The sequence below is a fragment of the Streptomyces sp. OR43 genome, assembly GCF_008042275.1.
In the GTDB taxonomy this organism is placed as follows: domain Bacteria; phylum Actinomycetota; class Actinomycetes; order Streptomycetales; family Streptomycetaceae; genus Streptomyces.
Map to the genome: position 1 here is coordinate 44,776 of NZ_RDBK01000023.1, position 24,765 is coordinate 69,540.

The window sequence follows — 24,765 nt, forward strand, 5'->3', positions numbered from 1 at the left end:
CGCGCAGGTCAGCGGCACACTCTACCCGCGCCTGCGGGCACCGGTCAGGGGTGACCACCGGTGCCGGCGGACCCGGGAACCGCGTCGATCATGCGGCGGGTCCAGGGGTGCTGCGGGTCGTCCAGGACCTGGGCGGCGACCCCCTGCTCGACGATCCGCCCCCGGTGCATCACGGCCACCAGGTCCGCGATCTGCCGCACCACGCCCAGGTCGTGGGTGATGAACAGCACCGCGAAGCCCTCCTCGCGCTGCAGCGCGACGAGCAGGTTGAGCAGCTGGGCCTGGACCGACACATCGAGCGCCGCCACCGCCTCGTCGCAGATCAGCAGCCGGGGCCGGGCGGCCAGGGCGCGTGCCAGGGCGACCCTTTGGCGCTCGCCGCCGGAGAGCGCGGCCGGACGGCGCGAGGCGTACGCCCCGGGCAGCCCGACCTGTGCGAGGAGGTCGTCCACCCCGGGCGCGTCGCCCCGCCCGCGCCCGCCCGCGGCGGCGGCCAGGGCCTCGCGCAGCGTCGCGCCCACGGTGCGCAGCGGGTTGAGCGAGGAGTACGGGTCCTGGAACACGATCTGTACCTGTTCCGCCAGACGCCGCCGGTCCGCCGTGGTGGGACGACGTCCCGCGGGCAGGGCGATCCCGCCCACGGACACCGCGCCCCGGTCGAACGTCTCCAGGCCGACGGCGATCCTGGCGAGCGTCGTCTTGCCCGAGCCGGACTCGCCGACCAGGGCGACGACCGTGTTCCGCGGAACCGTGAGACCGACATCGAGGAGCGCGGTGTGGTCCCCGGCCGACGAGCGGAACGTGCGGTCGACGGACGTGGCCACGAGCGCCGCGTCCGGGGCCGGTTCCTCCTGCGGTTCCCGACCGGGCACCGCCGCCGGTACCGCGACCGTGCGCGCCGACGGTGCGGCGAGCGCGCCGCCGATCTCGGGCAGGCGCACACAGGCCGACGACCGGACCGTTCCGTCCGCCGCCCCGGCCCCCACCCGCGGCAGCAGCTCGACCGGTCGGCTGCGGCACACCGGGGCCGCGTGGGCGCAGCGGTCGGCGAACGGGCAGCCCGGTCCCCGGGACCCCGGGGCGGGCACGGAGCCGGGTATGGCCGGAAGTTCCGCGAACCGCTCGTGCACCGACGGTTCGGAGGCGAGCAGGCCCGCGGTGTACGGATGCAGCGGTCCGGACTCCAGCTCCTGCGAGCTGCCGTGTTCCAGTACCCGGCCCGCGTACAGCACGTACACCCGGTCGCAGGCGGAGAACGCGACCCGCAGATCGTGCGTGATGAGGACCAGCCCCATGTGCCGGCTCCGCTGCAGGCCACGCAGCAGATCCAGTACGGCACCCTGGCTGGCGGCGTCCAGGGCCGTGGTCGGCTCGTCCGCGATCAGCAGTTCGGGGTCGCCCGCGAGCGCCGCGGCCGCCGCGACGCGCTGACGCATCCCGCCCGACAGCTCGTGCGGATAGCGGTCGGCGACATCGGGGCCGAGGCCGACCTCGGCCAGCCGCCGCTCCACTTCGGCGCGCCGGGCCGTCTTCGCCCGGCGCAGGTTCCGTCCGCCGTCGAGGTCGCGGAGCCCGTCCGCGATCTGGCGTCCGCAGGTGAGCTGCGGATGGAGCATGGTGAAGGGGTCCTGCATCAGCAGCGTGACGCGCCGCCCCCGCAATGCGTGGTGTTCGCGCGGCGAAAGACCGAGGACCTCCCGGCCGTCGATGCGTACGGAGCCGCCCGTCACCCCGGTCCCGGACGGCAGCAGTCCCGCCACGGCCCGCATGGCCAGGGACTTGCCGCTGCCGGACTCGCCGACGATGCCGATGCACTCGCCCCGGCCCACCTCCAGCGAGATGCCCTCCAGGATCGGGACCGGACCGCCCGGCGAGGCCGTCGCCGCCACCCGCAGGCCGTCGACGGCCAGCAGCTGTCCGGTCGCCGGTGGAGCGGCGGCGGCAGGGCCGGCCGTGGTCGCACGCGCCGTCATCAGGACCTCCCACGGTCGGAGAACGCCTCGAACAACCGGTCGCCGAGGAGGTTGAGTGCCACGGCCGCCGCGACGATGAGTACGGCGGGAGCCAGGGCAGCGGACGGGTTGTCGTACAGCAGGGTGCGGTTCTCGGAGAGCATCCGGCCCCAGTCCGGGGCGCCCGGCGGGACACCGAGGCCGAGGAAGGACAGGGAGCTCAGCGCCACGATCGCCCCGGCGAAGTTCAGCAGGGTGTTCGCCACCACGACGGGCAGCACATTGGGCCAGATGTGCCTGGTCATCACCGTGAAGGGGGAGAGGCCGAGGGTCTGTGCCGCCTCGACGTACGCGCGGTGCCGCTGCTCCAGCACGGCGGACCGGACGAGGCGGATGTCGGCGGGCGACGTCAGTACGACGAGCACACCGACGGCGAGCGCGTAGCCGCCACCGCCGATCCCCGCCACGACGATCGTCACCAGGAGCGCGGGCAGCGCCAGCAGCAGATCGGCCCAGCGCCGCACGACGGTGTCGATCCAGCCGCCGCGGTAGCCGGCCAGCAGACCGAGGACGTTGCCGATGACCATCGACCCGACCGCGACCAGGGCCGCACCGGCCAGGGTGGACCGGGCACCGGCGACCACCATCCGGCCGATGTCGCGGCCGAGTTCGTCGGTGCCGAGCAGATGCCCGCCACCGGGCATGGCCGCGCCCGTCGCGAGATCCTGGGCGTCCCAGTCCGGCAGGACCAGCTGGCCGACGGCCGCGGCCAGCGCGAACAGCACCAGCAGGACGGTGCAGGACACCGTGAGCGGGGAGAACCTGCGGACGGCACGGGATTTCACGCGTTCCCCTCCTGATGGGCGCCGGACGGCAGGGCGGAGGCGGACGCCTTCGCCGTGGACGGGGTCCCGGCCGCGGGCGCGCTCCGCAACTGCGGATCCAGCAGCGGCTGTACGAGGTCGGTGACCAGGTTGGCCAGACAGACGAGGGCGGCGATGAGCAACGCCTCGGCCTGGACGACCGGCACGTCGCGGAAGGTGACCGAGTCGACGAGCAGGGAGCCGAGCCCCGGCAGCGCGAAGACCTGCTCGACCATGACCGTTCCGGCCAGGAGGTAGGCGAGGATCAGCCCGATGCCGGTGAGGACGGGGACGACGGTGCCGCGCAGCACGTACCGCAGCAGGATGTCCCGCTCCCGGACCCCCCGGGCGCGGGCGAACGTGACGTGTTCCCGGCCGAGTTCCCGGATCACCGCCGCCCGGGTCAGTTTCAGCAGGACGGCGGTCACGGCGAGTCCGAGCGCCAGGGCCGGCAGCACCAGGTGTGCCAGCCGGTCCGTTCCCGAGCCCTCGCCCGGTCCGTACGCCGGGAACCAGCCGAGCATCAGCGAGAACACGTAGATGAGCACCAGTCCGCCCGCGAACGCCGGGGTGGACAGGGCCACCACCCCGAGGCTCTGCACGGCCCGGTCGGTGACGCGCCGGTTGCGCAGGCCCGCCAGCACGCCCGGCGGTATCCCGAGCAGCAGCGCCACGGCGAAGCCCAGCCCGACCAGTTGCCCGGTGAGCAGCAGGCGGTCGCCCAGTGCGGCGGCGACGCTCTCGCCGGTGCGGATCGACGTACCGAGGTCGAGCCGGACGGCGTCACTCAGCCAGTACCAGTACTGCACGGCCATCGGGCTGTCGAGGTGGTGGCGGGCCCGTACGGCGGCCAGCGCCTCGGGGGTGGCGCTGCGCGGACCCAGCAGTGTCTGGGCGGGGTCGCCCGGTGCGGCCTGGAGCAGGGCGAACACGGCGACGGACAGGACGAACAGCAGCCCCAGGGTGCCGCCGAGGCGGCGCACCACGAGCCCGGCGGGGAGCGCGGCGCTCAGCCGCGACCGGGTGGTGGCCGTCATCGTTCGGCTCCGGCGGGGCCGGCGGAAGCCGGGCGGGGGATGGCGGGACCGGAGGGTGTCAGGAGGGTGACGTCCTCCGGCCCCGCCGGGAAGGCCGTGCCGGGGATCGGCTCGGGGGAAGCGTCCCCCGGCACGGCGGTCGGGTGGGCGGCCGCGGGACGCGGCGCCAGGTGCGTGGCGAGCCACTGTTCGACCCGGGCCGCGGCATCGAGGAGGTGCCCGCCGTCGGTGAACTCGTGGCCCTCGTCCGGGTACACGTACAGCTCGACGGGGGCGCGGCCGGTGCGCAGCAGCGACCGGTACAGCTCCTGGGCCTGCCCGACCGGCGTGACCCGGTCCGCGGATCCGTGCACGATGAGCGTCGGGGTGCCGCTGCCGCCACGGGCGAAGACGGGCGAGCGCCGGATCAGTTCCTGCGGGGCGTCCGGGCCGCCGATCGCGTACGTCCGGTCGTAGCCGCCGCCGATGTTGCTGGTGTGCGTGAAGCTCAGCCAGTCGGTCGGCGCCGAGACGACGACCGCGGCCCGGAACACATCGGTGCGTGCCGCGGCCTGGGCGGCGAGGAAGCCGCCGTAGCTGTGGCCCAGGACCGCGGTGCGGTCCGGGTCGGCGAGACCGGCGCCGGTCAGGTGGCGCACACCGGACAGCACGTCCTCCAGGTCGGCGCCGCCGACGTCCCCGACCACGGCGCGGGCATGTTCGAGCCCCCGGCCGCTGCTGCCGCGGGGGTTGGGCAGCAGCACGAGGTATCCGGCGGCGGCCAGGGCGGGCGCCAGCCCCAGCACGTCGCCCGGCGCGTACCCGGCGGACCAGAGCCAGGCGGGACCGCCGTGCACGAGGACGGCGAGGGGGCGGGGGCCGGTGCTGTCGCCGTCGGAGAGGACGAGTCCCTGTACGGTGCGGCCGTCGGGCGCGGACCAGTGGATCTGTTCGGTACGGAGACCGGCGAGTTCGGGGTCCGCCTGGGCGTTGAGCGTGGTGACCGGTGTCCAGTTCCAGGCAGCCGGCCCCTCGGTGCGGGTGACGACGGCCTCGGGCGGACGGCCCGGTGCGTCGAGCACGGTCGCGGCCAGCAGCCCGTCGCGGCTGAGCGACAGGCCGGGCTGGTAGCCGGCCCCGCCGAGGGTCACCGGACCCGACCAGCGGACGACCCCGGGGTGAGCGGTGTGCCCGACGCGGGACCCCGTCCCGTCCCAGCCGGCGAACCACAGGGCGCCGGGCGAGGTGTCGTCGAACCGCAGCCAGGTGGCGTCCTCGACGCCGGCCGCCACGGTGGTGTTCCCCGTGGCCAGGTCGGCGACGACCGGGCGTCCGGCGACGATGGAGATGCCTTCGCAGACCGCCGCCGACCGGCCGTCGGCGGCGAGCGCCGGGGCGCCCAGCTGGCCCTGGGGCGTGTACACGGTCCTGGAGGTGCGGGCGTCGAGATCCAGGGCGGCGAACCGGGCGTCGTAGTACCCGGCGGGCAGGGTGTCCTCGCACACCGTGGCGACAGCGGTCGAGCCGCCGCGCCACGCGATGTTCCACACCGTGAGCCCCGCGGGCCCGGCCTCCCGCAGCGAGCCGTCGGCGAGGCCGACGAGATGCAGGGAACGGCGGCCGGTCCCCGGGGCGAAGCGCTCCGGTGCCGGTACGGCCCCGAGCCGTACCGGGAGACCGAGGTGCATGCCGTCACGCTCGGCACCGTCCGCCGCGCAGAGCAGCAGCGCCTGGCGCCCGTCGTCGGAGACCAGGAGCTCCTCCACGGCGCCGGGTGCCCGGACGACGGTGCGTACCGCTCCGGTCTGTGTGTCCAGGGCGTCGAGCCGCACCTCGGCCCCGGTCGGGCCGTCGCTCTCGGCGATGTGCAGCAGGGTCCGGGAGTCGGGCAGCCAGCGCGGGCTGTGACGGTCCGTCGACGCGGCCGGTCCCGACGGCGCGCGCGGCACGTCGCCCGGCACGTCCGCGGCCCGGCCGGTCAGTGCGGCGGGCACCGGGGCGAGGACCAGCTCGGCCCGCTCGGGGCCCGCCGCCGCCACGGCGACCGCGCGGCCGTCCGGACTGATCCGGGCCTCCACCGGGTGGACCAGGCGCAGCATCGCCTCGCGGACGCGCCGCACGACGATCGCAGCGGTACGGGGCATGGGTTTCCGTTCCTCGAAGGTGTGGTGGTCAGGCGGACTTGCGGATCCGGGTCGCCCAAGGGCCGATGAACGCGAACGGGCCCTGGTCCAGCAGCACGTACTCCTCGGAGAACGCGGACGCGGTCCGGGCCCACCACAGGGGGAGGTACGGCAGGTCGGCGCCGGCGGTCTGCACGGCCTTCATCAGTTCCCGGGCACGCACGTCCTTGTCCGTGGCGGACTTCGCCGTGTCCAGTGCCGTGTTGACCGTGCCGTTGTCGTAGTGCGCGATGTTCGTCGCCGTGGCCGCCGCGTTGAGGTACGGGTCGGCCAGTTCGGCCGGGTCGCCCGTGACGGGGAAGTACCACAGGAACTGGAGCGGCTGCTTTCCGGAGCCGAGCTCCGCCACCCACTGCTCCAGGGTGATCTCCTTGACGTTCAGCGTGATCCCGATCTTCTTGAGCGAAGCGGCGAGCGCGAGCGCCGCCTTGCCCAGCTGGGGGCCGCTGTTGGGGTAGTGGAGTTCGGCCGTGAAGCCGTCCTTCGCCGACGACTTGTCCAGTTCGGCCCGTGCGGCGTCCAGGTCGAAGGACAGCGCGGGGATGGCGTCGTAGCCGGATCCGACCTCGGACGCCGGCATCAGGTCGCCCCACATCTCGCGGGACGGCAGCGCGTCGGCGACCTCTGCCTTGCCGTGCAGGATGCCCTTGACCATGCCCTCGCGGTCAGTCGCGTGGGCGAGGGCACGGCGGACGTGGAGGTCGTCGAACGGCGCCTTCGCGGTGTCGAACGCCAGCGACACCACGGAGCGGTCGCCGGTGTACGTGACGCGTGCGTGGGACTCCCAGCCGCGGGCCTCGTCCGAGGCGAGGCCGAGGGCGCCGTCCAACGCACCGGACTTCATCGCGACCAGCCGTGTGCCGGCGTCGGGGACGAAGGAGAGCTTCAGTTTCCGCACGGCCGGCTTCTCGCCCCACCACGCGTCGTTGCGCTCCAGCAGGACATGGTCGTCGGCGGCGAACTCGGTGATCCGGTACGGGCCGGTGCCGAGCAGCAGCGTCTTCGCCGTGCCGATCCGGCCCCTGTTGCGGGTGAGGAAGGCGCGGCTGCTGACGAGGAGCCCGCCGGCGGTCGTCGTCCAGGTGAACATGGCGTCCGGGGCCTTCAGCCGGATGGTGACCTCGTGGTCGCCCGTGGACTTCACGGACTCGACGCCCGCGTAGGCGTAACCGAGGGCGGAGCCGTTCTTCGGGTCCCGGATCGCGTCGATCGACGCCACCACGTCGTCCGCGGTGAACGGGGTGCCGTCGGTGAACGTGACGCCGCGGCGCAGCGTGTACACGTACGTCCTGGCGTCGGGCTGCTTCCAGGACGACGCGAGCCCGGGACCGAGCTTGCCGGACGGGTCGACCGAGAGCAGGGACTCCTGGGCCAGCACGGCGACCAGGTAGTTGAGGACGCCGGACTCACGGCCCACGTCGAGGGTGGAGAGGGAGGAGGGCAGGGCGAGCGTGAGCGAGTCGATCGGCACGTCCGCCCCCTGCGCCCCGGCGCCCGAGCCCGTCGTGCCGTCACCGGACTTGTCCGCGGGCGGGGGCGCACACGCGGCGAGCACACCGGACGCGGCGAGGACACCCAGGCCGGCGCCGGTGAGGCGAAGCAGTCGGCGTCGGCTGAGGTTGCCACCCGGTTCCGAGGTCATCGGGAACCACCCATCTCACTTTGTCCACTGTTGATGCCCAACTGGGCGTGGACAGTATCCGAAGCGCTTTGAGTGCGTCAAAGGGTGACTAATGACCGTCCAAGGGGTGGACGGCTGGGATCCCCTTATGCCGCATAAGAGGATGAATGGCCCCTCCTGTTCTCGATGGGTGGATTCCCCGGTCGGCGTGTGAACCCCGCAGCGGGGAATACGTGCGTGGCGAACGGACTTCCTGCTCCTGGGGAATCGGCGTCCGGCCCGGTTGCCCCAGCCATGAACAGAGAGGGAGCCGATGTCCAAGGCGTACGTGTTCACCCGCAACGGCGGACCGGAGGTGGAGGCGCTCGTCGACCAGGACGTGCCCGTCCCCGGTCCCGGGGAACTGCTCGTGGCCGTCCGGGCGGCAGGGGTCAACCCGGTGGACTGGAAGCTGCGCACCGGGTACACCCGGCCGGGCAGTGTGCCGCAGTCGTTTCCCACGGTCTTCGGCAGCGAGGCCGCGGGGGTCGTCGAGGCGACCGGCCCGGGCGTCGAGGGGTTCGCGGTCGGGGACGAGGTCTTCGGCAACCCGGTGACGGGCGGGTACGCCGAGCGCACCCTGCTGCCCGTCGCCGTGACCGCCCACAAACCGGCCTCGCTCCCGTTCGCCGACGCGGCGGTGCTGCCGGTCGCGGCGGCCACGGCCTATGACGGGGTGCGCCAGCTCGGCCTCGCCCCGGGGGCCACGCTGCTGGTCACGGGAGCCGGCGGAGGGGTCGGGAGCGCCGCCGTGCAGATCGCACACCATGCGGGCGTTCAGGTCATCGGCGTCGCGAGCGCGGCCAAGAAGGAGTTCGTCGAGTCGCTCGGCGCGCTCCACGTGGAATCCGGCGCGGGACTCGCCGAGCGGGTACGGGCCGCGGCACCCGGCGGCATCGACGCGGTCTACGACCTGGCCGGCGGCGACACCCTGCGCGAGGCGGCCTCGCTGGTCGCAGACCCGGCCCGGCTGATCAGCGCCGGCGACAAGCCACTGGTGGCCGAGCTCGGCGGGGCGCCCGTCGAACGGGCCCGCACCGCCGCGGTGCTCGACGCGGTGGCGGCCCTCGTCGTCTCCGGCGCCCTGCGTACGCACATCACCCGGACCCACCCGCTCACCGCGGCGAGCGAGGCGCTGCGCGCGGTGGAGGAGGGCCATGCCCTCGGGAAGACCGTGATCGAGGTGACCGCATGACCGGGTCCGCCACCCCCCACAGTGCTGCGCACCCCCTCGACGACCCGGTGGGCTCGGCGCTGCGGGGGCCGCACGCCCACTTCGCCGAGCGCCGCGGCCGCATTCTGCGCTACCCGCCGTCCGTCACCCCCTGGCTCGCCCTTCCGGACCGGCCCGAGGCCGCCGACTGGGCCGATGCGGCCGCGCTCGCCGGGCCCGGCGGCATCGTCACCGTCACCGCTTTCCGCGAGCGGCCACCGGAGGACTGGGAGGTCGTCTTCGACGCCGAGGGCGTCCAGCTGGTCGACGTGGCGGTCGAGGCGGCCCCCTGCGCGGAGGCCGTCCGGCTCGGCCCCGCCGATGTGCCGGAGATGCTGGACCTGGTCGCACGGACCCGGCCAGGACCCTTCGAGACCCGCACCGTCGAGCTCGGCACCTACCTCGGAGTGCGGCGCGACGGGGTGCTCGTCGCCATGGCCGGTGAGCGCATGCGCCCGCCCGGCTGGAGCGAGATCAGCGGGGTCTGCACGGACGAGTCGGTCCGCGGGCAGGGACTCGCCGGCGGACTCGTGCGGGCCGTCGCCCACGAGATCCGGGCGCGCGGCGAAACGCCCTTCCTGCACGCCGCCGCGTCCAACACCAACGCCGTCCGGCTCTACGAGTCGCTGGGCTTCGCCCTCCGTCGCCGCACACCGTTCCTCTCGGCGATCGTCCCGGCGCACCCGCCGGTACGTGTGCCCGGCTCCGACCGGGACGACGTCCGTGAGGCGGCCACGCGCTGATCGCGGAGGTCCCGGGTCCCCGCGGGCGCGGAAGGTCCGTGCCCCGCCTTCGGCCCGTGAGCCGCGGGCCGAAGGTCCCCGCCGGTTCTCGGGACCTTCGGCGCGGCGTGTGAGGCCGTAAGCCTCGTGTGCCACCCGCCGCGTCTCGGGTGCACTGGAAACGAACGCCGGCGCAGGGCCGGCTGATCCCGGGAGGAGACGGCCGTGACGATCGGGCTCCAGCAGCTGACGGCGACGCGCGGAGCGGAGCTCAACAGCGCGGAGACGGGCGAGGCGGCCGTTCGGGCGTCGAGGGTCGGCAACCTGGCGCTGTCCTGCGGCGTGGCGTTGCTGACCGCCGTGATCGTCCTCCTCGACATGTGGTCCGGCGACGAACTGCGCATCGTGCCGCTGCTGGTCGTCGTGCCCGCCCTCGTCTCCGTGTTCGGGACGATCCGGCAGACCGTGGGGGTGGCCTCCTGGATCATGGTGGTGGTCGTCACCTCGCGCCTGGTCACGGGCGGCACGTTCTGGGACGTCACCAGCAGCCTCATCTTCACGGTGCTGGCCTGTTTCCTCGGTGTCGGCGCCTGCGCGCTGCGCATCCGCCATGCCACCGAGATAGCCAGGCTGCGCTCCGCTGCCGTCGCGCTGCAGCGCCAGATCCTGCGCCCGCTGCCCATCGTGACCGACCACGTGGCCGCCCACGGCACCTATGCGCCGATCGAGGAGGACCGCCTGGTCGGCGGTGACATCTACGAGGTCGTGTCGTCGCCCTACGGAACCCGGGTGATCATCGGGGACGTCCAGGGCAAGGGGCTCGCCGCGATCGGGGCCGGCTTCGCCGTACTCGGCGCGTTCCGTGAGGCGGCCATCCGCGAGCCCAGCCTGACCGGGGTCGCCGACGCCCTGGAGGACGCGGTCGCCCGGCACAACGCCTTCTCCGCGCAGACCGGCGAGATCGAACGTTTCGTCACCGCGCTGGTGCTCGGCTTCGACGGTGACGGACGCGTCCAGGCCGTCAACTGCGGACATCTGCCGCCCCGCCTGCTGCACGACGGTGTGGCCTGTCCCGTCCCGCTGCGCCGCACCTCGGTGCCGCTGGGCCTGGCCGACCTCAGCGGCGAGGCGCGTGTCACCGAATGGCTGGACTTCCCCGCCGACGCGACGCTGCTGATGTTCACCGACGGTGTGACGGAGGCCCGTGACGCGGCGGGAGCCTTCTACCCGCTGGACTCCCGGCTGGGCCACTGGGCCCACCACGGTCCCCGGGAACTGCTCGACGCGCTCCACCGCGACCTGGAGGAGTTCTCGGGCGGTGTGCGGCGTGACGACATCGCCGTGCTCGCCGTGCGGCGGGAGCCGTTCGGCAGCCCTGTCCGGCCCGAGTGCCGCAACCGCGGCGCGAGGCGGGCCGCAGCGGTGGTCAGCGGCCGCTGACGGCGCCGGATCCGGCCCGTGGGGGCAGGTGCGCACCCCTGTTCATGTCCCGACGAGACTTATGTCGCGTCGGGACATTTTTGGGTGTACGGTGCAGATATGAACCGGGAACGGAAGACCCCGGAGAGGCGGAGCCGCAAGGCGCGCCGGACCCGGGACACACTGGCCCAGGCCGCGTTCGAGCTCGTGCTCGACAGGGGCCTGCGGGACGTCACGGTCGAGGAGATCGCGGAACGCGCCGACGTCGACCGCCGTACCTTCAGCCGGTACTTCGCGAGCAAGGAGGCCGCCGTCCTGGACTCCGTCCGGGGTGACGGCGACCGGATCAACGACGCGCTGCGGGCCCGGCCCGCCGGCGAACCCCCGCTCACCGCGTACTGCCGGGCCGTCCTGGACTGGCTGGCGGATCCCGAAGCGGAGGCCTGGCACCGCCGCCCGAGGATCTTCGAACTGCTGGTCCTCGCCGAGCAGGAGCCGACCCTCTACGCGGCGTTCCACCACATCAGGGTGGACGCCCAGGAGGACTCGGTCGCCATCGTCGCCGACCGGCTCGGAGCCGACCCGCGGCAGGACATCCGCCCCGCCGTGACGGTCGCCGCCGGAGCCGGAGCGCTGCTCGCCGCCCAGACCGCCTGGGTGCGCGGGGGCTGCCCCGACGAGTTGCCCCAACTGGTCGAGCAGGCATTCGGCGCCCTTTCGGCAGAGCTCGTCCAGGAGCCCGCAGGACCGGCGTCACACAGCACCACGGAAGGAAACGGAACACCATGAGCACCACCCCCACCCCCGCCGACCAGGAATTCGCCGGCCGCACCGCCCTCGTCACCGGAGGAGCGTCCGGCATCGGCCTGGCGCTGGCCCACCGGCTCGCCGCCTCCGGCGCGTCCGTCGTCGTGGCCGACTACGACGAGAAGAGTGCCCGCAAGGCCGTCGCCGAGCTGGAGAGCGCCGGAGCCAGGGCCGCAGCCGTGGCGATGGACGTCACCGACCCCGCCTCCGTCGAAGCGGGTGTGCGGTTCGCCGTCGACACCTTCGGCGCCCTGCACCTCGCCGTGAACAACGCCGGCATCGGCGGGCCGAGCAGCCCGACCGGCGAGTACGCCGTCGAGGACTGGAACCGGGTCGTCGCCACCAACCTGAGCGGCGTCTTCTACTCGATGCGCTACGAACTCCCCGCCATCGTCGCCGCGGGCGGCGGCGCGATCGTCAACATGTCGTCGATCCTCGGCACCAACGGCTTCGCGGGCTCACCCGCGTACGTCGCGGCCAAGCACGGGGTCGTCGGCCTCACCAAGACGGCGGCCCTCGAATACGCCGCACAGAACGTCCGCGTCAACGCGGTCGGCCCCGGCTTCATCGACACCCCGCTGCTGCGCAACACCGAGGGCCCGGCCCGCGACCACCTGATCTCGCTGCACCCGGCTGGGCGCCTCGGGACGGCGGAGGAAGTGGCGGAGCTCGCCGCCTTCCTGCTCTCCGACCGCGCCTCCTTCATCCACGGCAGCTACCACCTGGTGGACGGCGGCTACTCCGCCTCCTGAGTGGCGGTCGGGGGACAGGGGGGCGAGAAATGGAGCAGGAGAGGTCAAGGAGGACCCCATGAAAGCCGTTCAGTACCGCGAAGTCGGCGCCGCACCCGAAGTCGTCACCGTCCCCGACCCGGAACCCGGCCCCGGACAGGTGCTGCTGAAGGTCACCGCGGCAGGCGTCTGCCACTCGGACATCGCGGTGATGAGCTGGCCCGCCGACCAGTTCCCCTACCCGCTGCCGCTCACCCTGGGCCACGAGGGCGTCGGCACCGTCGCCGCCCTCGGCGACGGCGTCAGCGGTCTCACGGTCGGCGAGTCCGTGGCCGTCTACGGCCCGTGGGGCTGCGGCACGTGCGTCAAGTGCGCGGAAGGCAAGGAGAACTACTGCCTGCGGGCCGCGGAACTCGGCATCAACCCGCCCGGGCTCGGCTCGCCCGGTGCCATGGCCGAGTACATGATCGTCGACGACCCGCGCCATCTGGTCCCGCTCGGTGACCTCGACCCCGTGCAGGCCGTACCGCTCACCGACGCCGGCCTCACCCCGTACCACGCGATCAAGCGCTCCCTGCCGAAGCTCGTGCCCGGCGCTACCGCCGTCGTCATCGGTACCGGCGGCCTCGGTCACGTCGCCATCCAGCTCCTGCGCGCCATGACGGCGGTCCGGGTCATCGCCCTCGACGTCACGGACGACAAGCTCGCCCTGGCCCGCGAGGTCGGCGCACACGAGACCGTCCTGTCCGACGAGCACGCCGCGGCCCGGATCCGCGAACTGACCGGCGGCATCGGCGCCCAGGTCGTCCTCGACTTCGTCGGAGCCCCCCCGACCGTCGCCACGGCCGGAGCCTGCGCCTCCATCGACTCCGACGTCACCATCGTCGGCATCGGCGGCGGAAGCCTGCCGGTGGGCTTCGGTTCCCTGCCGTTCAGCACGACGGTGACCGCCCCCTACTGGGGATCCCGCTCCGAGCTGGCCGAAGTCCTCGACCTGGCCCACGCGGGCGCGGTGAAGGTCCACGTCGAGACGTACTCCCTGGACGAGGCGCCGCTGGCGTACGAGCGGCTGCACGACGGCCGGATCAACGGCCGGGCGGTCATCCTTCCCCACGGCTGACCGGCACCGGCTGCCCTTCCGGTATGACCCTGCGGGCCATCGCACACCGTGCGCCGGCCCGCATCGTCATACCCGCGACCGATGCGCACCGCACCGGGCGGCGGGATACTGCCCGTATGGAATTCGCCGCCCTGATGACGCTGCCCGTACTGGTCATCGGTCTGACCGTGCTCGCCCTGCTGGACCAGCTGATGCTCCGGGCAGGACGCGCCGGTCTCCTGCCGTGGCGCAACAGCGCCCGACAGGGCCAGGTATCGGCGACCGGGTTCGAGCAACTGCACGCGACGTTCTCACCCGGCAAGCAGAGCGAGCTCAAGGAGCGCCAGAGCGCGCTGCTGCTGCGCGACGACGAGGAGGACGGCGCCCCGCCGCACCGCTCCACCGTCGACCTCGACGGCGGCCTCGCCGTCATCCGCCTCCGCCGGCGGTGACGCGCGGGCCCGCTCAAGGGCCGGGCGGATATCCGCCCACCAGACCGGTCTCGTAGGCCACGATCACCAGCTGCGCACGGTCACGCGCCCGGAGCTTCGCCAGCAGCCTCCCGATGTGCGTCTTGACCGTGGCCAGGCTCAGGCACAGATGCTCCGCCAGTTCGGTGTTGGACAGGCCGCGGGCGACCAGACCGAGGACCTCCAGCTCGCGATCGGTGACGCCGTCGAGCGTTCGGGCGGGCGGCCGGCCCGGTTCCGGCCGGCGGGCGAACTCGGAGATCAGCCGGCGGGTGACGGAGGGAGCCAGCAGGGAGTCGCCGGCGGCGACGACGGAGATGGCCCTGAGGACCTCCGGCGGCGGCGTGTCCTTGAGGAGGAAGCCCGCCGCACCCGCGCGCAGGGCGCCGTAGACGTACTCGTCCAGATCGAAGGTGGTCAGGATGAGCACCCGGACGCCGGCCGTGGCCGGGTCGGAGCAGATCCGGCGAGTGGCCTCGATGCCGTCGAGGCCGGGCATCCGGATGTCCATCAGGACGACGTCCGGCTGCTCGCGGCGAGCGAGGTCGACCGCCTCGGATCCGTCCGCGGCTTCGCCCACGGCCCTCAGGCCGGGGGTGTGGTCGACCAGGATGCGGAAGCTGCCGCGGACCATGGCCTGATCGTCGGCGACCAGGACGCGGACGGGTCCGGGCCCGTCCGGTGCGGCGGGCGCGTCGGCCGGCCCGGTCATGCCGACTCCGGCGCGAGGGGAAGACGTACGGACACCGAGAAGCCGCCCTCCGGCAGGGGACCTGCCTTGACGCTCCCGCCGTACATGAGTGCCCGCTCCCGCATCCCGGCCAGACCGTGTCCGCCGGGCAGCTCCCCGGCGACGGGCMCGGASCCGTCCGGGCGGCCCTCGTCGACCACGTCGATCCGCACGGCCGTGGCGTCCGCGTCGACCGCGACCCGGCACTGTGTGGGGCCGGCGTGCCTGACCACGTTGGTGAGACTCTCCTGGACGATCCGGTACACCGTGAGCTGCGGACCGTCCGCCAGCCGCTCCGCGCCGCGCACGGTCAGGTCCACCGAGACCCCCGCCCGCCGTGCCTCCTCCGCCAGCCGGTGCAGACCGCTGAGCCCTGGCACCGGGTCCAGCGGGGCGCTCTCCGTGCGCAGCACGCCGAGCGTGCGGCGCATCTGCGTCAGCGCGGCCCGGCTCGTCTCCTCTATGGCCCGGAGTGCGGTCCGGGCCTCCAGGGGATCGGCTTCCGCCACATGCGCGGCGACGCCGGCCCTGACGGCGATCAGGCCGAGGTGGTGCGACACGATGTCGTGCATCTCGCGGGCGATGTGCAGCCGCTCCCGGTCCCGTACGCGCTCGGCCCTGCGGCGCTCCTCCCGTTGTCTCTCGGCCCTGCGGGAACGGACGGCGAAGCCGGCGGCCCAGGCTCCACCGATGGCCGACAGCACGAGTGCGGCCACCCCCAGCGCGTCCTGCCCGTCGCCGGCCGGAGTGATCACCGCCTCACCCAGATACACACCACCGGCCGCCACCGGAGTTGCGACGGCGAGCGCGGCCACAGAGCGACGGGGGGCCACGGACAGGCCCACGGCGTAGGCGGCCAGCCCCGCCGCGGCATACGGCTCACGGGTCAGGTCGAGGGCCGAGGCGGCGGTCAGGGCCGCGAGGACGACACCGAGGACAGTGATGGGCAGGCGCCGGCGCACGGCGACGGGCAGACCGACGGCTGCCGCGACCAACCACCCGAGCCAGGCCGGGCTGTCGTACGCCGGCTCCCCGTCGGCCGCCGTCAGGCCCGCGAATCCGGCATAGACCGCGGTCAGCGCCAGCGCCGCGGCGAGGTCGAGGGCGTAGAGGTGCCGGCCGGCCGTCCGTTCCATGGCACGACCGTAGCGGTCCCGGGCCACTCAGCCCGCCTGACCCAGAACGACCAGCAGCGCAAGGGCGATCAGGGACAGCGGCACCCAGCGCAGCACCGCGGCCCGCCCGGGCCGCGGCCCCTCGCGCAGGAGGCCGACGCCGGTCGGCAGCAGAGCGGCCGTCAGTCCCGTCAGCGCCACCAAGGACAGCGGGGTGGTGCCCTTCAGCACGCCCAGGGGGAGGGCGGCCATCAGGGCGAGAGCGAGGGCACGGATCGGACCGAACACCCGGGTGCGCCAGGCGCCGAGCGCCAGGACGAGCCAGCCGGCCAGGACGGCGAGGTTCAGCGCGGAGAAGATCTGGAACGCGCCATACGTCTCGGAGACGGTCCGGGTGGCGGCCGCGGCACCTTCGGCGTCCGCCAGCCGGAAGGCCATGTGGTCCGCCCCGGCGTGGAACGCCCGGGCGAACAGCCCGGACAGCGTGAGCACCCCGCCCCACAGCCCCCAGCCGGGGGTACGCGCCCCGATCCGGGCCGCGAGCACGGCCACGGCGGGCCAGAGCAGCAGATTGCCGGCGGCGAAGAGGGCGTACGAGGTGGCCATCAGTCCGGGGTGCCGCTCGTACGCCGTCAGCTGCGCGGGATAGAAGAAGTCGGAGCGGACACGCAGCAGAGCCCCGCACAGCATCAGCGTCGGGCCGAGGATCATCGCGACGCCGCCCGCCCAGCGGCCCGGGAACGCGTCCGCGCGTTCCACCGGCAACATCCCGGCGGACGGGGCGAGGGCGGCGGACGGCTTCACCGTGGACGAGGACGGGCGGCGGGGCACGGAACCCGGGGCGGCGGGCCGGGAGGAGGAGGTCATGTCCCGACGATCTCCCGTGTACCCGGCCCGCGGCATCGGACCAGGGCCCGGAATCTCACGTCAGACCTGGGTATGACGGTCCGCCGGGCGCCGCCGGGCGCCGCCGGGCCGCACGCAGCCGAGCCGGGCGCCGCCGCGCTCGACGCCACATCAGACCTGAGAAGGCCCGCGCCACCCCGGACACCTGGAGGCCCCCGCGCCGTCCAGGACATCTGGAGCGCCCCGCGCCACCCCCGTTACACTCACCTCATGGGTTCGTACTACTTCTTCCGCTGACTCCGGCCAGGGCAGCCGCCGCACTCCGCCGGGCCGTCACCTCGTGACGCCCGGGCAGCCGCGCGCCGCCCTCTCCTCGGCCCGTCCGGAAGCCCTCGCCCGTCGCGCCCCGTCCCGGGCCGGCGAGGCACGCGAACCCCAAGGAACCACCACCATGCCCCTCCCGTACGACCGCGCCCAGCTGACCCTCAAGGACGTCTCCAAGGCCTACGGAGACCGCGCCGTCCTCGATCAGGTCTCGCTCACCGTCCGCCCCGGCGACCACGTCGGTGTCATCGGCGAGAACGGATCCGGGAAGTCGACCCTCCTGCGGCTGATCGCCGGTGCCGAGACGCCCGACAGCGGCGAGATCACCGTCCGCTTCCACGGCGGCACCGGCTACCTCTCCCAGACGCTGGACCTCGACCCCACCCGTACGGTCCAGGACGCCGTCGACGCGGCGCTCCACGAACTGCGCGCGCTGGAGCGGCGGATCCGCGCCGCCGAAGCGGCACTCGCCGCCCCCGGCGGCGCCGACGACGCGCAACTGGCCGTGTACGGGGACCTGCTGACGGAGTACGAGGAGCGTGACGGATACCGGGCCGACGCCCGGACCCGGGCCGCGCTGCACGGCCTCGGACTCGGACATCTCACCCGTGAGCGCACACTCGGCAGCCTCTCCGGAGGCGAACAGTCCAGGCTCGCGCTCGCCTGTGTCCTGGCGTCCGGTCCCGAGCTGCTGCTCCTCGACGAACCGACCAACCACCTCGACCTCCGGGCCGTCACCTGGCTGGAGGACCAACTGCGCGCCCACCGCGGCACCCTCGTCGTGATCACCCACGACCGCGCGTTCCTGGAACGGACCACCACCGTCATCGTCGAGGTCGACCGTGATCTGCGCAGCGTCGTCCGGTACGGCGACGGCTGGGACGGCTACCGCACGGCAAGGGCCGCCGCACGCCGCCGCTGGGCGCAGGACCACCAGGAGTGGCTGGACGAACTGGCCCGTACCGAAGAACTCGTGGACGCGGCGGGACAACGGCTCGCCGCCACCGGCAAGGACCCGGGGGAGGGCTGGGGCAAGCACCGCCGCTCGCACGAGGCGAAGTTGTCCGGGCAGGTCAGAGCGGCGCGAACCCGGCTGGAAGGGCTGCGCAGGGAGCCTGTACCGGCACCGCCCAAGCCGCTGCGGTTCTCCGCCGGACTGACTCTGGCCTCCGACGGCGACCGGCGCCCCGGGCCGCTGGTGGAGCTCGCTTCCGTGGCGGTGGGCGACCGGCTGGACGTGCCCGAGCTGCGGGTGGACAGCGGGCAGCGTCTGCTCGTCACGGGACCCAACGGGGCCGGGAAGTCGACTCTGCTCAGGGTCCTCGCAGGTGACCTCGCCCCCGACTCGGGCACGGTGCGCCGCCGGGCCCGGATCGGCTACCTTCCCCAGGAACTTCCCGCCCGGCCGACCCGCCGCACCCTGCTGGCCACGTTCGCGGCAGGGCGGCCCGGTCATGCGGACGAGTACACCGACCTGCTCCTCGCGCTCGGTCTCTTCCGTGCGGAGGACCTGACCGTCCCGGTGTCCGCGCTCTCCGTCGGTCAGCAGCGCAGGCTGGCGCTGGCCCGGCTGGTCACCCGCCCCGCCGACCTGCTGGTGCTGGACGAGCCGACCAACCACATCGCCCTGGCCCTGGTCGAGGAGCTGGAGGCCGCGCTGGCCGCGTACGAGGGAGCCGTCGTGGTCGTCTCGCACGACCGCAGCTTCCGGAGCCGCTTCACGGGCGACCGGCTGGAGCTCCACGCCGGCCGGCCCGTCGCCCGCTCCTGACACGGCCACGCACGACGGCGGGGCCGGCCGATACGGTCCTTTCAGGCCTCGTCGTCGGGCGCGGCGGGGCCGTGTCCGGCCGCAAGAAGGTCCCGCAGCCGGTCCACGAAGATCCGTTGCCCCTTGACCAGCCGCTCGGCCGCCGTCTCCGGCGTACACCAGGCGAACCGGTCGACCTCCGGGAACTCCCGCCGCACCCCCGAGCCCCGGGGCCACTCCATCGTGAACGTCCCCGGGACCGCCGCCGCCGGATCGAGGTCGCCCTCCACGGCCCACACCGTCACGGTCTTGCCGCCGGCCTGGCGCGATTCACCCAGCGACAGCCATACGCCGTCCGGCACCGGGTGCCCGAACTCCTCCTGGAACTCGCGCCRGGCCGCCGCCTCCGCTCCCTCATCGGGGCCGTACTCACCCTTGGGCACCGACCAGGCCGCACTCTCCCGGCGTGCCCAGAACGGCCCGCCCATGTGCCCGATGAGGATTTCGAAGCCGGTGCCACGGTGGCGGAACAGGAGGAGGCCGGCACTGCGTCTGCCGGGATCACGGGGTGTCATGCCGTCAAGTGTGGGCACGGCGGCCGATGAACACCCGGATGACAGGCCGTCCCTAGACCTTGCGGTAGCCGTACGCCTCGGAGGCCGCGGCCGCCACCGCGTCCAGGTCGCCGCCGGCCGACGCGGTGACCACGGCGGCCACCGCCCCCTCCACGAACGGCGCGTCCACCAGGCGTGCCCCGTCCGGGAGTTCGTCGCCCTCGGCCAGCATCGCCTTCACCGTCAGCACGGCACTGCCCAGGTCGACGAGGACCGCGACCCCCGCGCCGCCGTCCACGGACCGGGCCGCCTCCGCGATGAGCTCCGCGCTGGTCCCGAGCCCGCCCGCGGGTGTGCCGCCGGCTGCGGCCACCGGCGCGGTGGCACCGCCGGCCGCGAGTCCTCTCGCCAGGTCGGCGACGGCCTCCGCCACCGCGCGGCTGTGGGACACCAGCACGATCCCGACCTGCTGGTCCGCGCTCACGCGTCGCCTCCCGCCACGGCGGCCGTCTCCGCGAGCGCGGCGATCAGCAACGCGGCCGACGTGGCCCCCGGATCCTGGTGCCCGATGCTCCGCTCACCCAGGTAGCTGGCCCGGCCCTTGCGCGCCTGCAGGGGTACGGTCGCCAGCGCGCCCTCCCGCGCCGCGTCCGCTCCCGCCTCGAACGACGTCGCGAGCGCCTCGGCGGCAGGCAGCAGCGCGTCGAGCATCGTCTTGTCATCGGCCTGCGCCCCGCCCAGCTGGGCCACCGCCGCCACGCCCTCTCCGAGCGCGCGCGCCAGCTCCCCGGCGGTGACGGCGGGCGCGTCACCCAGCGCCTTTCCCGTACGCCTCAGCAATGTCCCGTACAGGGGTCCCGAGGCGCCACCGACGGTCGAGATCAACTGCCGCCCGGCCAGCATCAGTACGGCGCCAGGGGTCTGCGGCGGCTCCTTGTCCAGGGCGGCCGAGACCGCGGTGAAGCCGCGCTGCAGATTGCTGCCGTGGTCGGCGTCCCCGATCGCGGAGTCGAGCTCGGTCAGACGGGCTGCCTCACGGTCGACGGAGGCAGCGGTCGTGGACATCCAGCGGTGGAAGAATTCGGCGTCGAGCACATGCGCTCCTCGGTGCGTCGGATGAATCGGCGTCCCCGCGAGGGGCCGGTCGGGTCAGCGGCCCCAGCGCAGTGCGGGTGTCTGCACCGGCGCGTCCCAGAGCCGTACCAGCTCCTCGTCGACCTGGCAGAGCGTCACCGAACAGCCCGCCATGTCGAGCGAGGTCACATAGTTCCCCACGAGAGTACGGGCCACCACCACGCCGCGCTCGGAGAGCACCCGCTGCACCTCGGCGTTGAATCCGTACAGCTCCAGCAGCGGTGTCGCGCCCATCCCGTTGACGAGCGCGATGACCGGACCCCGCGGCCGCAGGTCCTCCAGCACCGCGTCGACCGCGAAGTCGGCGATCTCCCGCGACGTCATCATCGGGCGCCGCTCCCGTCCCGGCTCGCCGTGGATCCCCACCCCGAGTTCGAGTTCGCCGGGCGGGAGATCGAAGGTGGGGGAGCCCTTGGCGGGCGTGGTGACCGAGCTCAGCGCCACGCCGAAGCTCCGCGACGCCTCGTTGACCTGCCGCGCGAGGGCCGCCACCCGGTCCAGCGGCGCGCCCTCCTCCGCCGCGGCCCCGGCGATCTTCTCGACGAACAGGGTCGCTCCCGTGCCCCGGCGCCCGGCCGTGAAGAGGCTGTCGGTCACCGCCACATCGTCATTGACGAGCACCTGGGCGACCTGTACGCCTTCCTCGTCGGCGAGTTCGGCGGCCATCTCGAAGTTGAGCACGTCGCCGGTGTAGTTCTTCACGACGAACAGCACGCCCGCGCCGCTGTCGACGGCGGCGGCTGCCCGCACCATCTGATCCGGGACCGGTGAGGTGAACACCTCGCCGGGGCAGGCGGCCGAGAGCATGCCGGGGCCGACGAAGCCGGCGTGGAGCGGTTCATGACCGGACCCGCCACCGGAGACCAGGGCGACCTGTCCGGCCACGGGCGCGTCGCGGCGTACGACGACACGGTTCTCGACGTCCACGGTCAGTTCGGGATGGGCGGCGGCCATGCCGCGCAGCCCGTCGGCGACCACGGTCTCAGGCACGTTGATCAGCATGCGCAACGGAATCTCCCAGGAAGGATGTCGACGCTGGACCACCACCGTAGGACGCCGGAGCCCCCGTGCGAAGAACCCCGCCGCCCGCTCCTGCGCGAGGTCCGCCGAAGAGTCCGCCGCAGCCCGCGGACCTGCCGCCCCGCCGTCGAACGGTGCGGGGGCTACGCTGTCGGGCGCGGCCGTGGTTCCCGTGCTCCGGCGGACATCTTCATGCGGACAGGTGATCTGATTGCTGTACATCGCGTTCCTGCGCGGAATGAACGTGCCGGGCCGCTCGGTGAAGATGGAGTATCTGCGCGGTCTGTTCACGGAGATGGGGTTCGGCTCCGTACGCAGCTACATCCAGAGCGGGAACGTCTTCTTCGAGTCCGACGAGACGGACCGGGCCGTGCTCGGTGCGCGCGTCCGTGAGCGGCTGACCCAGGAACTCGGCTACGAGGTCGCGGTCTGTCTGCGTACGGTGCCGGAACTGGAGGCGCTGATCGCGCTTGACCCGTTCAAGACGGTCACGGTCACCGACGAGCTGCGCTGCTGCGTGGTGTTCACGACCGAGCGGATCGATCCGGAGCTCTCCCTGCCGATGCTCTCCCCGAAGAAGGACATGGAGATCATCGGCACCAGCGGGTCCGACGCCTTCGTCGTCTGGTACCTGATCAACGGCAAGGCGCCCGCCGCGAAGGGCTTCCAGGAGCGCGTTCTGGGTCATGACGCGACGACGCGCTTCTTCCACACCGTGGTGAAGATCCTTGCCGCGGCGAAGAAGGGCGCGGTCTGACGGACGGGACGTCAGGCCCTGGCGTCCGGGGCGAGCTCGGCGATCAGACCCTCGACGAGCGTCCTGATCTCGTCGCGGACGAGGCGCACGGCCTCGACCCCCTGACCGGCCGGGTCGTCCAGTTGCCAGTCGAGGTATCGCTTGCCGGGGAAGACGGGACAGGTGTCGCCGCAGCCCATGGTGACGCAGACGTCGGACTCCCGGACCGTGTCGGCCGTCAGGATCTTCGGCGTCTCGGCGGAGATGTCGATACCGGCCTCCGCCATCGCCTCGACGGCGGCGGGGTTGACGTGGGCGCCCGGGGCCGAACCGGCGGAGCGGACCTCGATCCGGTCCCCGGCCAGATGGGTCAGCCAGGCCGCCGCCATCTGGGAACGGCCCGCGTTGTGCACGCAGACGAACAGGACGGACGGCTTGCCGCCGGGCTCGGCCATGGTGTTCGTGCTCCCTCGACGCATGACGGAACGGGCCGTCGGCGAATCAGTCCCCGCTGGTATCAGCGGACGATGACGTGAGAGTATCAGTGCATGCTGACTTCAGTTGATGCTGATCTGATGCGGGCGCTGAGCGATCCGCTCCGCCTCCGGATCGTGACCCTGCTGGCGCGCGAGACGCTCTGTACGACGCATCTGGTCGAGGAGACCGGCGCGAAGCAGACCAACCTCTCCAACCACATGAAGGTCTTGCGTGAGGCCGGTGTGGTGGAGACCGAGCCGTGCGGCCGCTTCACCTACTACAAGCTGCGCCCCGACGTCCTCGCCGGTCTCTCCGGACAGTTCGCGGCGCTGGCCGCCTCGGCCCGTACGGCGACCGTCAACAAGAGGTCTTGCCCGTGACTCCCACCGAATACTCCGCCCCCGTGGCCGGCCCCGGGACGGAGGGCGGGTCCGTCGTCCGCAAGCTCTCCACCCTCGACCGCTTCCTCGCGGTGTGGATCCTGCTGGCCATGGCCGGCGGGCTGGGCCTGGGGCGGGCCGTACCCGGGATGGGTGGTGCCCTGGCGAAGGTCGAGGCAGGCGGGATCTCCCTGCCGATCGCGCTCGGCCTGCTGGTCATGATGTATCCGGTGCTGGCCAAGGTCCGCTACGACCGCCTCGACGCCGTCACCGGCGACCGGAAGCTCATGGTGTCCTCGCTGGTCGTCAACTGGGTCATCGGTCCTGCGGTGATGTTCGCCCTCGCGTGGACCTTCCTGCCCGACCTGCCCGAGTACCGCACCGGTCTGATCATCGTCGGTCTCGCCCGCTGTATCGCCATGGTCATCATCTGGAACGACCTCGCCTGCGGTGACCGTGAGGCCGCGGCCGTGCTGGTCGCGCTGAACTCCGTGTTCCAGGTGATCGCGTTCGGCGCGCTCGGCTGGTTCTACCTCGACCTGCTGCCGCGGTGGCTGGGCCTCGGCGACGGACAGGGCCTCGACGTGCCCGTCTGGCACATCGCTCTCAACGTCGTCGTCTTCCTCGGCGTCCCGCTGCTCGCCGGCTTCCTCACCCGCCGCATCGGTGAGAAGCGGATGGGCCGGACGTCGTACGAGTCGGCGTTCCTGCCGAGGATCGGCCCCTGGGCCCTGTACGGGCTGCTGTTCACGATCGTCGTCCTCTTCGCGCTCCAGGGGAAGACGATCACCTCGCAGCCGCTGGACGTCGTACGCATCGCACTGCCCCTGCTCGTCTACTTCGCGATCATGTTCTTCGGCACGTTCGCGCTCGGCAAGGCCCTCGGGCTGGCCTACGACCGCACCGCGACCCTGGCGTTCACCGCGGCGGGCAACAACTTCGAGCTCGCCATCGCCGTCGCCGTCGCCACCTTCGGTGTCACCTCCGGCCAGGCGCTGTCGGGTGTCGTCGGCCCGCTGATCGAGGTTCCGGTGCTGATCGGGCTGGTGTACGTCGCGCTGGCCTGGCGCAACAGGTTCGCCGCGCCCGTCACCCCGGGCCGGGAGGGCTGACGGCGTGCGGATGCCCTGCCCGCCCCGCACGTGCGGGGCGGGCAGGGCATCCGCACGCCGTCAGGTGCGCAGGTCGAGCATGGCGGACATCGCCGCCACGACGGACGGGGCGACCTGGTAGTACACCCAGGTGCCGCGCCGTTCCGAGGTCAGCAGGCCGGCCTCGCGCAGCTTCTTCAGGTGATGGGAGACGGTCGGCTGCGAGACGCCGACATCGGAGATGTCGCACACGCACGCCTCGCCGCCCGCATGGGACGCGACCTTCGAGAACAGGCGCAGTCGCACCGGGTCCGACAGCGCCTTGAACATCACGGCCATCCGCTCGGCGTCGCCCGGTGACAGCTCCCCCGAGGTGATCGGCGGGCAGCATGGCACGACCGTTCCGGTGGCCGGCACCGGCAGCTCCACCATCCCTGAATTCGACATACGTCTATGTTGACACTCGTCGATAC

Annotated in this window: 25 protein-coding genes; 11 read left to right on the top strand and 14 right to left on the bottom strand. The window is 73.1% G+C overall.

The window, feature by feature from the left end:
- Positions 1 to 44 precede the first annotated feature (44 nt).
- The 5 genes from EAO72_RS12020 to EAO72_RS12040 are packed head-to-tail and all read right to left on the bottom strand — an operon-like array spanning position 45 to position 7,656.
- Positions 45 to 1,973, bottom strand: a complete 1,929-nt coding sequence (locus EAO72_RS12020) for an ABC transporter ATP-binding protein (protein WP_148017276.1) — start codon at positions 1,971 to 1,973, stop codon at positions 45 to 47.
- Entirely contained in the window at positions 1,973 to 2,797 is an 825-nt protein-coding gene (locus tag EAO72_RS12025) for an ABC transporter permease (protein WP_148017277.1), read from the bottom strand. The genes EAO72_RS12020 and EAO72_RS12025 overlap by 1 nt, the downstream gene beginning before the upstream one ends.
- A complete protein-coding gene (locus EAO72_RS12030; RefSeq protein ID WP_148017278.1) occupies positions 2,794 to 3,852 on the bottom strand; it encodes an ABC transporter permease in 1,059 nt (352 codons plus the stop codon). The genes EAO72_RS12025 and EAO72_RS12030 overlap by 4 nt, the downstream gene beginning before the upstream one ends.
- Positions 3,849 to 5,975, bottom strand: a complete 2,127-nt coding sequence (locus tag EAO72_RS12035; RefSeq protein WP_148017279.1) for an alpha/beta hydrolase family protein — start codon at positions 5,973 to 5,975, stop codon at positions 3,849 to 3,851. The genes EAO72_RS12030 and EAO72_RS12035 overlap by 4 nt, the downstream gene beginning before the upstream one ends.
- Positions 5,976 to 6,003: 28 nt before the next feature.
- Positions 6,004 to 7,656, bottom strand: a complete 1,653-nt coding sequence (locus EAO72_RS12040) for an ABC transporter substrate-binding protein (RefSeq protein ID WP_148017280.1) — start codon at positions 7,654 to 7,656, stop codon at positions 6,004 to 6,006.
- Positions 7,657 to 7,948: 292 nt separating this feature from the next.
- Between EAO72_RS12040 and EAO72_RS12045 the strand changes: the two genes are divergently transcribed.
- The 7 genes from EAO72_RS12045 (at position 7,949) to EAO72_RS12075 (ending at position 14,117) form a co-directional block, all read left to right on the top strand.
- Entirely contained in the window at positions 7,949 to 8,869 is a 921-nt protein-coding gene (locus EAO72_RS12045) for an NADP-dependent oxidoreductase (protein ID WP_148017281.1), read from the top strand.
- Positions 8,866 to 9,630: a GNAT family N-acetyltransferase gene (locus tag EAO72_RS12050; RefSeq protein ID WP_148017282.1), complete on the top strand. Its 765-nt coding sequence runs from the start codon at positions 8,866 to 8,868 to the stop codon at positions 9,628 to 9,630. The genes EAO72_RS12045 and EAO72_RS12050 overlap by 4 nt, the downstream gene beginning before the upstream one ends.
- A gap of 204 nt (positions 9,631 to 9,834) precedes the next feature.
- Positions 9,835 to 11,049 carry a PP2C family protein-serine/threonine phosphatase gene (locus EAO72_RS12055; protein ID WP_187285019.1) on the top strand — a complete coding sequence of 405 codons (1,215 nt, stop codon included), beginning with the start codon at positions 9,835 to 9,837 and terminating at the stop codon, positions 11,047 to 11,049.
- A 99-nt stretch (positions 11,050 to 11,148) separates the two neighbouring features.
- Entirely contained in the window at positions 11,149 to 11,817 is a 669-nt protein-coding gene (locus EAO72_RS12060) for a TetR family transcriptional regulator (RefSeq protein ID WP_148017283.1), read from the top strand.
- A complete protein-coding gene (locus EAO72_RS12065; protein WP_148017284.1) occupies positions 11,814 to 12,587 on the top strand; it encodes an SDR family NAD(P)-dependent oxidoreductase in 774 nt (257 codons plus the stop codon). Before EAO72_RS12060 ends, EAO72_RS12065 begins: the two co-directional genes overlap by 4 nt.
- A gap of 58 nt (positions 12,588 to 12,645) precedes the next feature.
- Positions 12,646 to 13,686: an NAD(P)-dependent alcohol dehydrogenase gene (locus EAO72_RS12070; protein ID WP_148017285.1), complete on the top strand. Its 1,041-nt coding sequence runs from the start codon at positions 12,646 to 12,648 to the stop codon at positions 13,684 to 13,686.
- A gap of 116 nt (positions 13,687 to 13,802) precedes the next feature.
- On the top strand, positions 13,803 to 14,117 hold the full coding sequence (locus EAO72_RS12075; protein WP_148017286.1) for a DUF6191 domain-containing protein: 315 nt from the start codon (positions 13,803 to 13,805) through the stop codon (positions 14,115 to 14,117).
- 13 nt (positions 14,118 to 14,130) lie between these two features.
- Here the strand turns inward: EAO72_RS12075 and EAO72_RS12080 are convergent, their stop codons facing one another.
- The 3 genes from EAO72_RS12080 to EAO72_RS42970 are packed head-to-tail and all read right to left on the bottom strand — an operon-like array spanning position 14,131 to position 16,847.
- On the bottom strand, positions 14,131 to 14,847 hold the full coding sequence (locus tag EAO72_RS12080) for a response regulator (protein WP_148017287.1): 717 nt from the start codon (positions 14,845 to 14,847) through the stop codon (positions 14,131 to 14,133).
- Complete coding sequence (locus tag EAO72_RS12085; RefSeq protein ID WP_148017288.1) at positions 14,844 to 16,001, bottom strand: sensor histidine kinase; 1,158 nt, start codon at positions 15,999 to 16,001, stop codon at positions 14,844 to 14,846. The genes EAO72_RS12080 and EAO72_RS12085 overlap by 4 nt, the downstream gene beginning before the upstream one ends.
- A gap of 27 nt (positions 16,002 to 16,028) precedes the next feature.
- Positions 16,029 to 16,847: a hypothetical protein gene (locus EAO72_RS42970; RefSeq protein WP_261991438.1), complete on the bottom strand. Its 819-nt coding sequence runs from the start codon at positions 16,845 to 16,847 to the stop codon at positions 16,029 to 16,031.
- Positions 16,848 to 17,277: 430 nt separating this feature from the next.
- Between EAO72_RS42970 and abc-f the strand changes: the two genes are divergently transcribed.
- Positions 17,278 to 18,921, top strand: a complete 1,644-nt coding sequence (abc-f, locus tag EAO72_RS12095) for a ribosomal protection-like ABC-F family protein (RefSeq protein ID WP_148017289.1) — start codon at positions 17,278 to 17,280, stop codon at positions 18,919 to 18,921.
- A 41-nt stretch (positions 18,922 to 18,962) separates the two neighbouring features.
- On the opposite strand, the gene EAO72_RS12100 is transcribed toward abc-f, so the two are convergent.
- The 4 genes from EAO72_RS12100 to dhaK are packed head-to-tail and all read right to left on the bottom strand — an operon-like array spanning position 18,963 to position 21,596.
- Positions 18,963 to 19,475, bottom strand: a complete 513-nt coding sequence (locus EAO72_RS12100; RefSeq protein ID WP_148017290.1) for an NUDIX domain-containing protein — start codon at positions 19,473 to 19,475, stop codon at positions 18,963 to 18,965.
- Positions 19,476 to 19,527: 52 nt separating this feature from the next.
- Complete coding sequence (gene dhaM / locus EAO72_RS12105; RefSeq protein WP_148017291.1) at positions 19,528 to 19,938, bottom strand: dihydroxyacetone kinase phosphoryl donor subunit DhaM; 411 nt, start codon at positions 19,936 to 19,938, stop codon at positions 19,528 to 19,530.
- The gene (gene dhaL / locus EAO72_RS12110; protein ID WP_148017292.1) at positions 19,935 to 20,549 is read right to left on the bottom strand and encodes a dihydroxyacetone kinase subunit DhaL; all 615 of its coding nucleotides are present in this window, start codon (positions 20,547 to 20,549) and stop codon (positions 19,935 to 19,937) included. The genes dhaM and dhaL overlap by 4 nt, the downstream gene beginning before the upstream one ends.
- Positions 20,550 to 20,603: 54 nt before the next feature.
- Positions 20,604 to 21,596, bottom strand: a complete 993-nt coding sequence (gene dhaK / locus EAO72_RS12115; protein ID WP_148017293.1) for a dihydroxyacetone kinase subunit DhaK — start codon at positions 21,594 to 21,596, stop codon at positions 20,604 to 20,606.
- A 223-nt stretch (positions 21,597 to 21,819) separates the two neighbouring features.
- Between dhaK and EAO72_RS12120 the strand changes: the two genes are divergently transcribed.
- On the top strand, positions 21,820 to 22,365 hold the full coding sequence (locus EAO72_RS12120) for a DUF1697 domain-containing protein (RefSeq protein WP_148017294.1): 546 nt from the start codon (positions 21,820 to 21,822) through the stop codon (positions 22,363 to 22,365).
- 11 nt (positions 22,366 to 22,376) lie between these two features.
- Here the strand turns inward: EAO72_RS12120 and EAO72_RS12125 are convergent, their stop codons facing one another.
- Complete coding sequence (locus EAO72_RS12125) at positions 22,377 to 22,799, bottom strand: arsenate reductase ArsC (protein WP_148017295.1); 423 nt, start codon at positions 22,797 to 22,799, stop codon at positions 22,377 to 22,379.
- Positions 22,800 to 22,892: 93 nt separating this feature from the next.
- On the opposite strand from EAO72_RS12125, the gene EAO72_RS12130 reads away from it, so the two are divergent.
- Positions 22,893 to 23,201: an ArsR/SmtB family transcription factor gene (locus EAO72_RS12130; protein WP_148017296.1), complete on the top strand. Its 309-nt coding sequence runs from the start codon at positions 22,893 to 22,895 to the stop codon at positions 23,199 to 23,201.
- Positions 23,198 to 24,313, top strand: a complete 1,116-nt coding sequence (arsB, locus tag EAO72_RS12135) for an ACR3 family arsenite efflux transporter (RefSeq protein WP_148017297.1) — start codon at positions 23,198 to 23,200, stop codon at positions 24,311 to 24,313. Before EAO72_RS12130 ends, arsB begins: the two co-directional genes overlap by 4 nt.
- A gap of 60 nt (positions 24,314 to 24,373) precedes the next feature.
- On the opposite strand, the gene EAO72_RS12140 is transcribed toward arsB, so the two are convergent.
- Entirely contained in the window at positions 24,374 to 24,739 is a 366-nt protein-coding gene (locus EAO72_RS12140; protein WP_148017298.1) for an ArsR/SmtB family transcription factor, read from the bottom strand.
- Between the last annotated feature and the right edge of the window lie 26 nt (positions 24,740 to 24,765).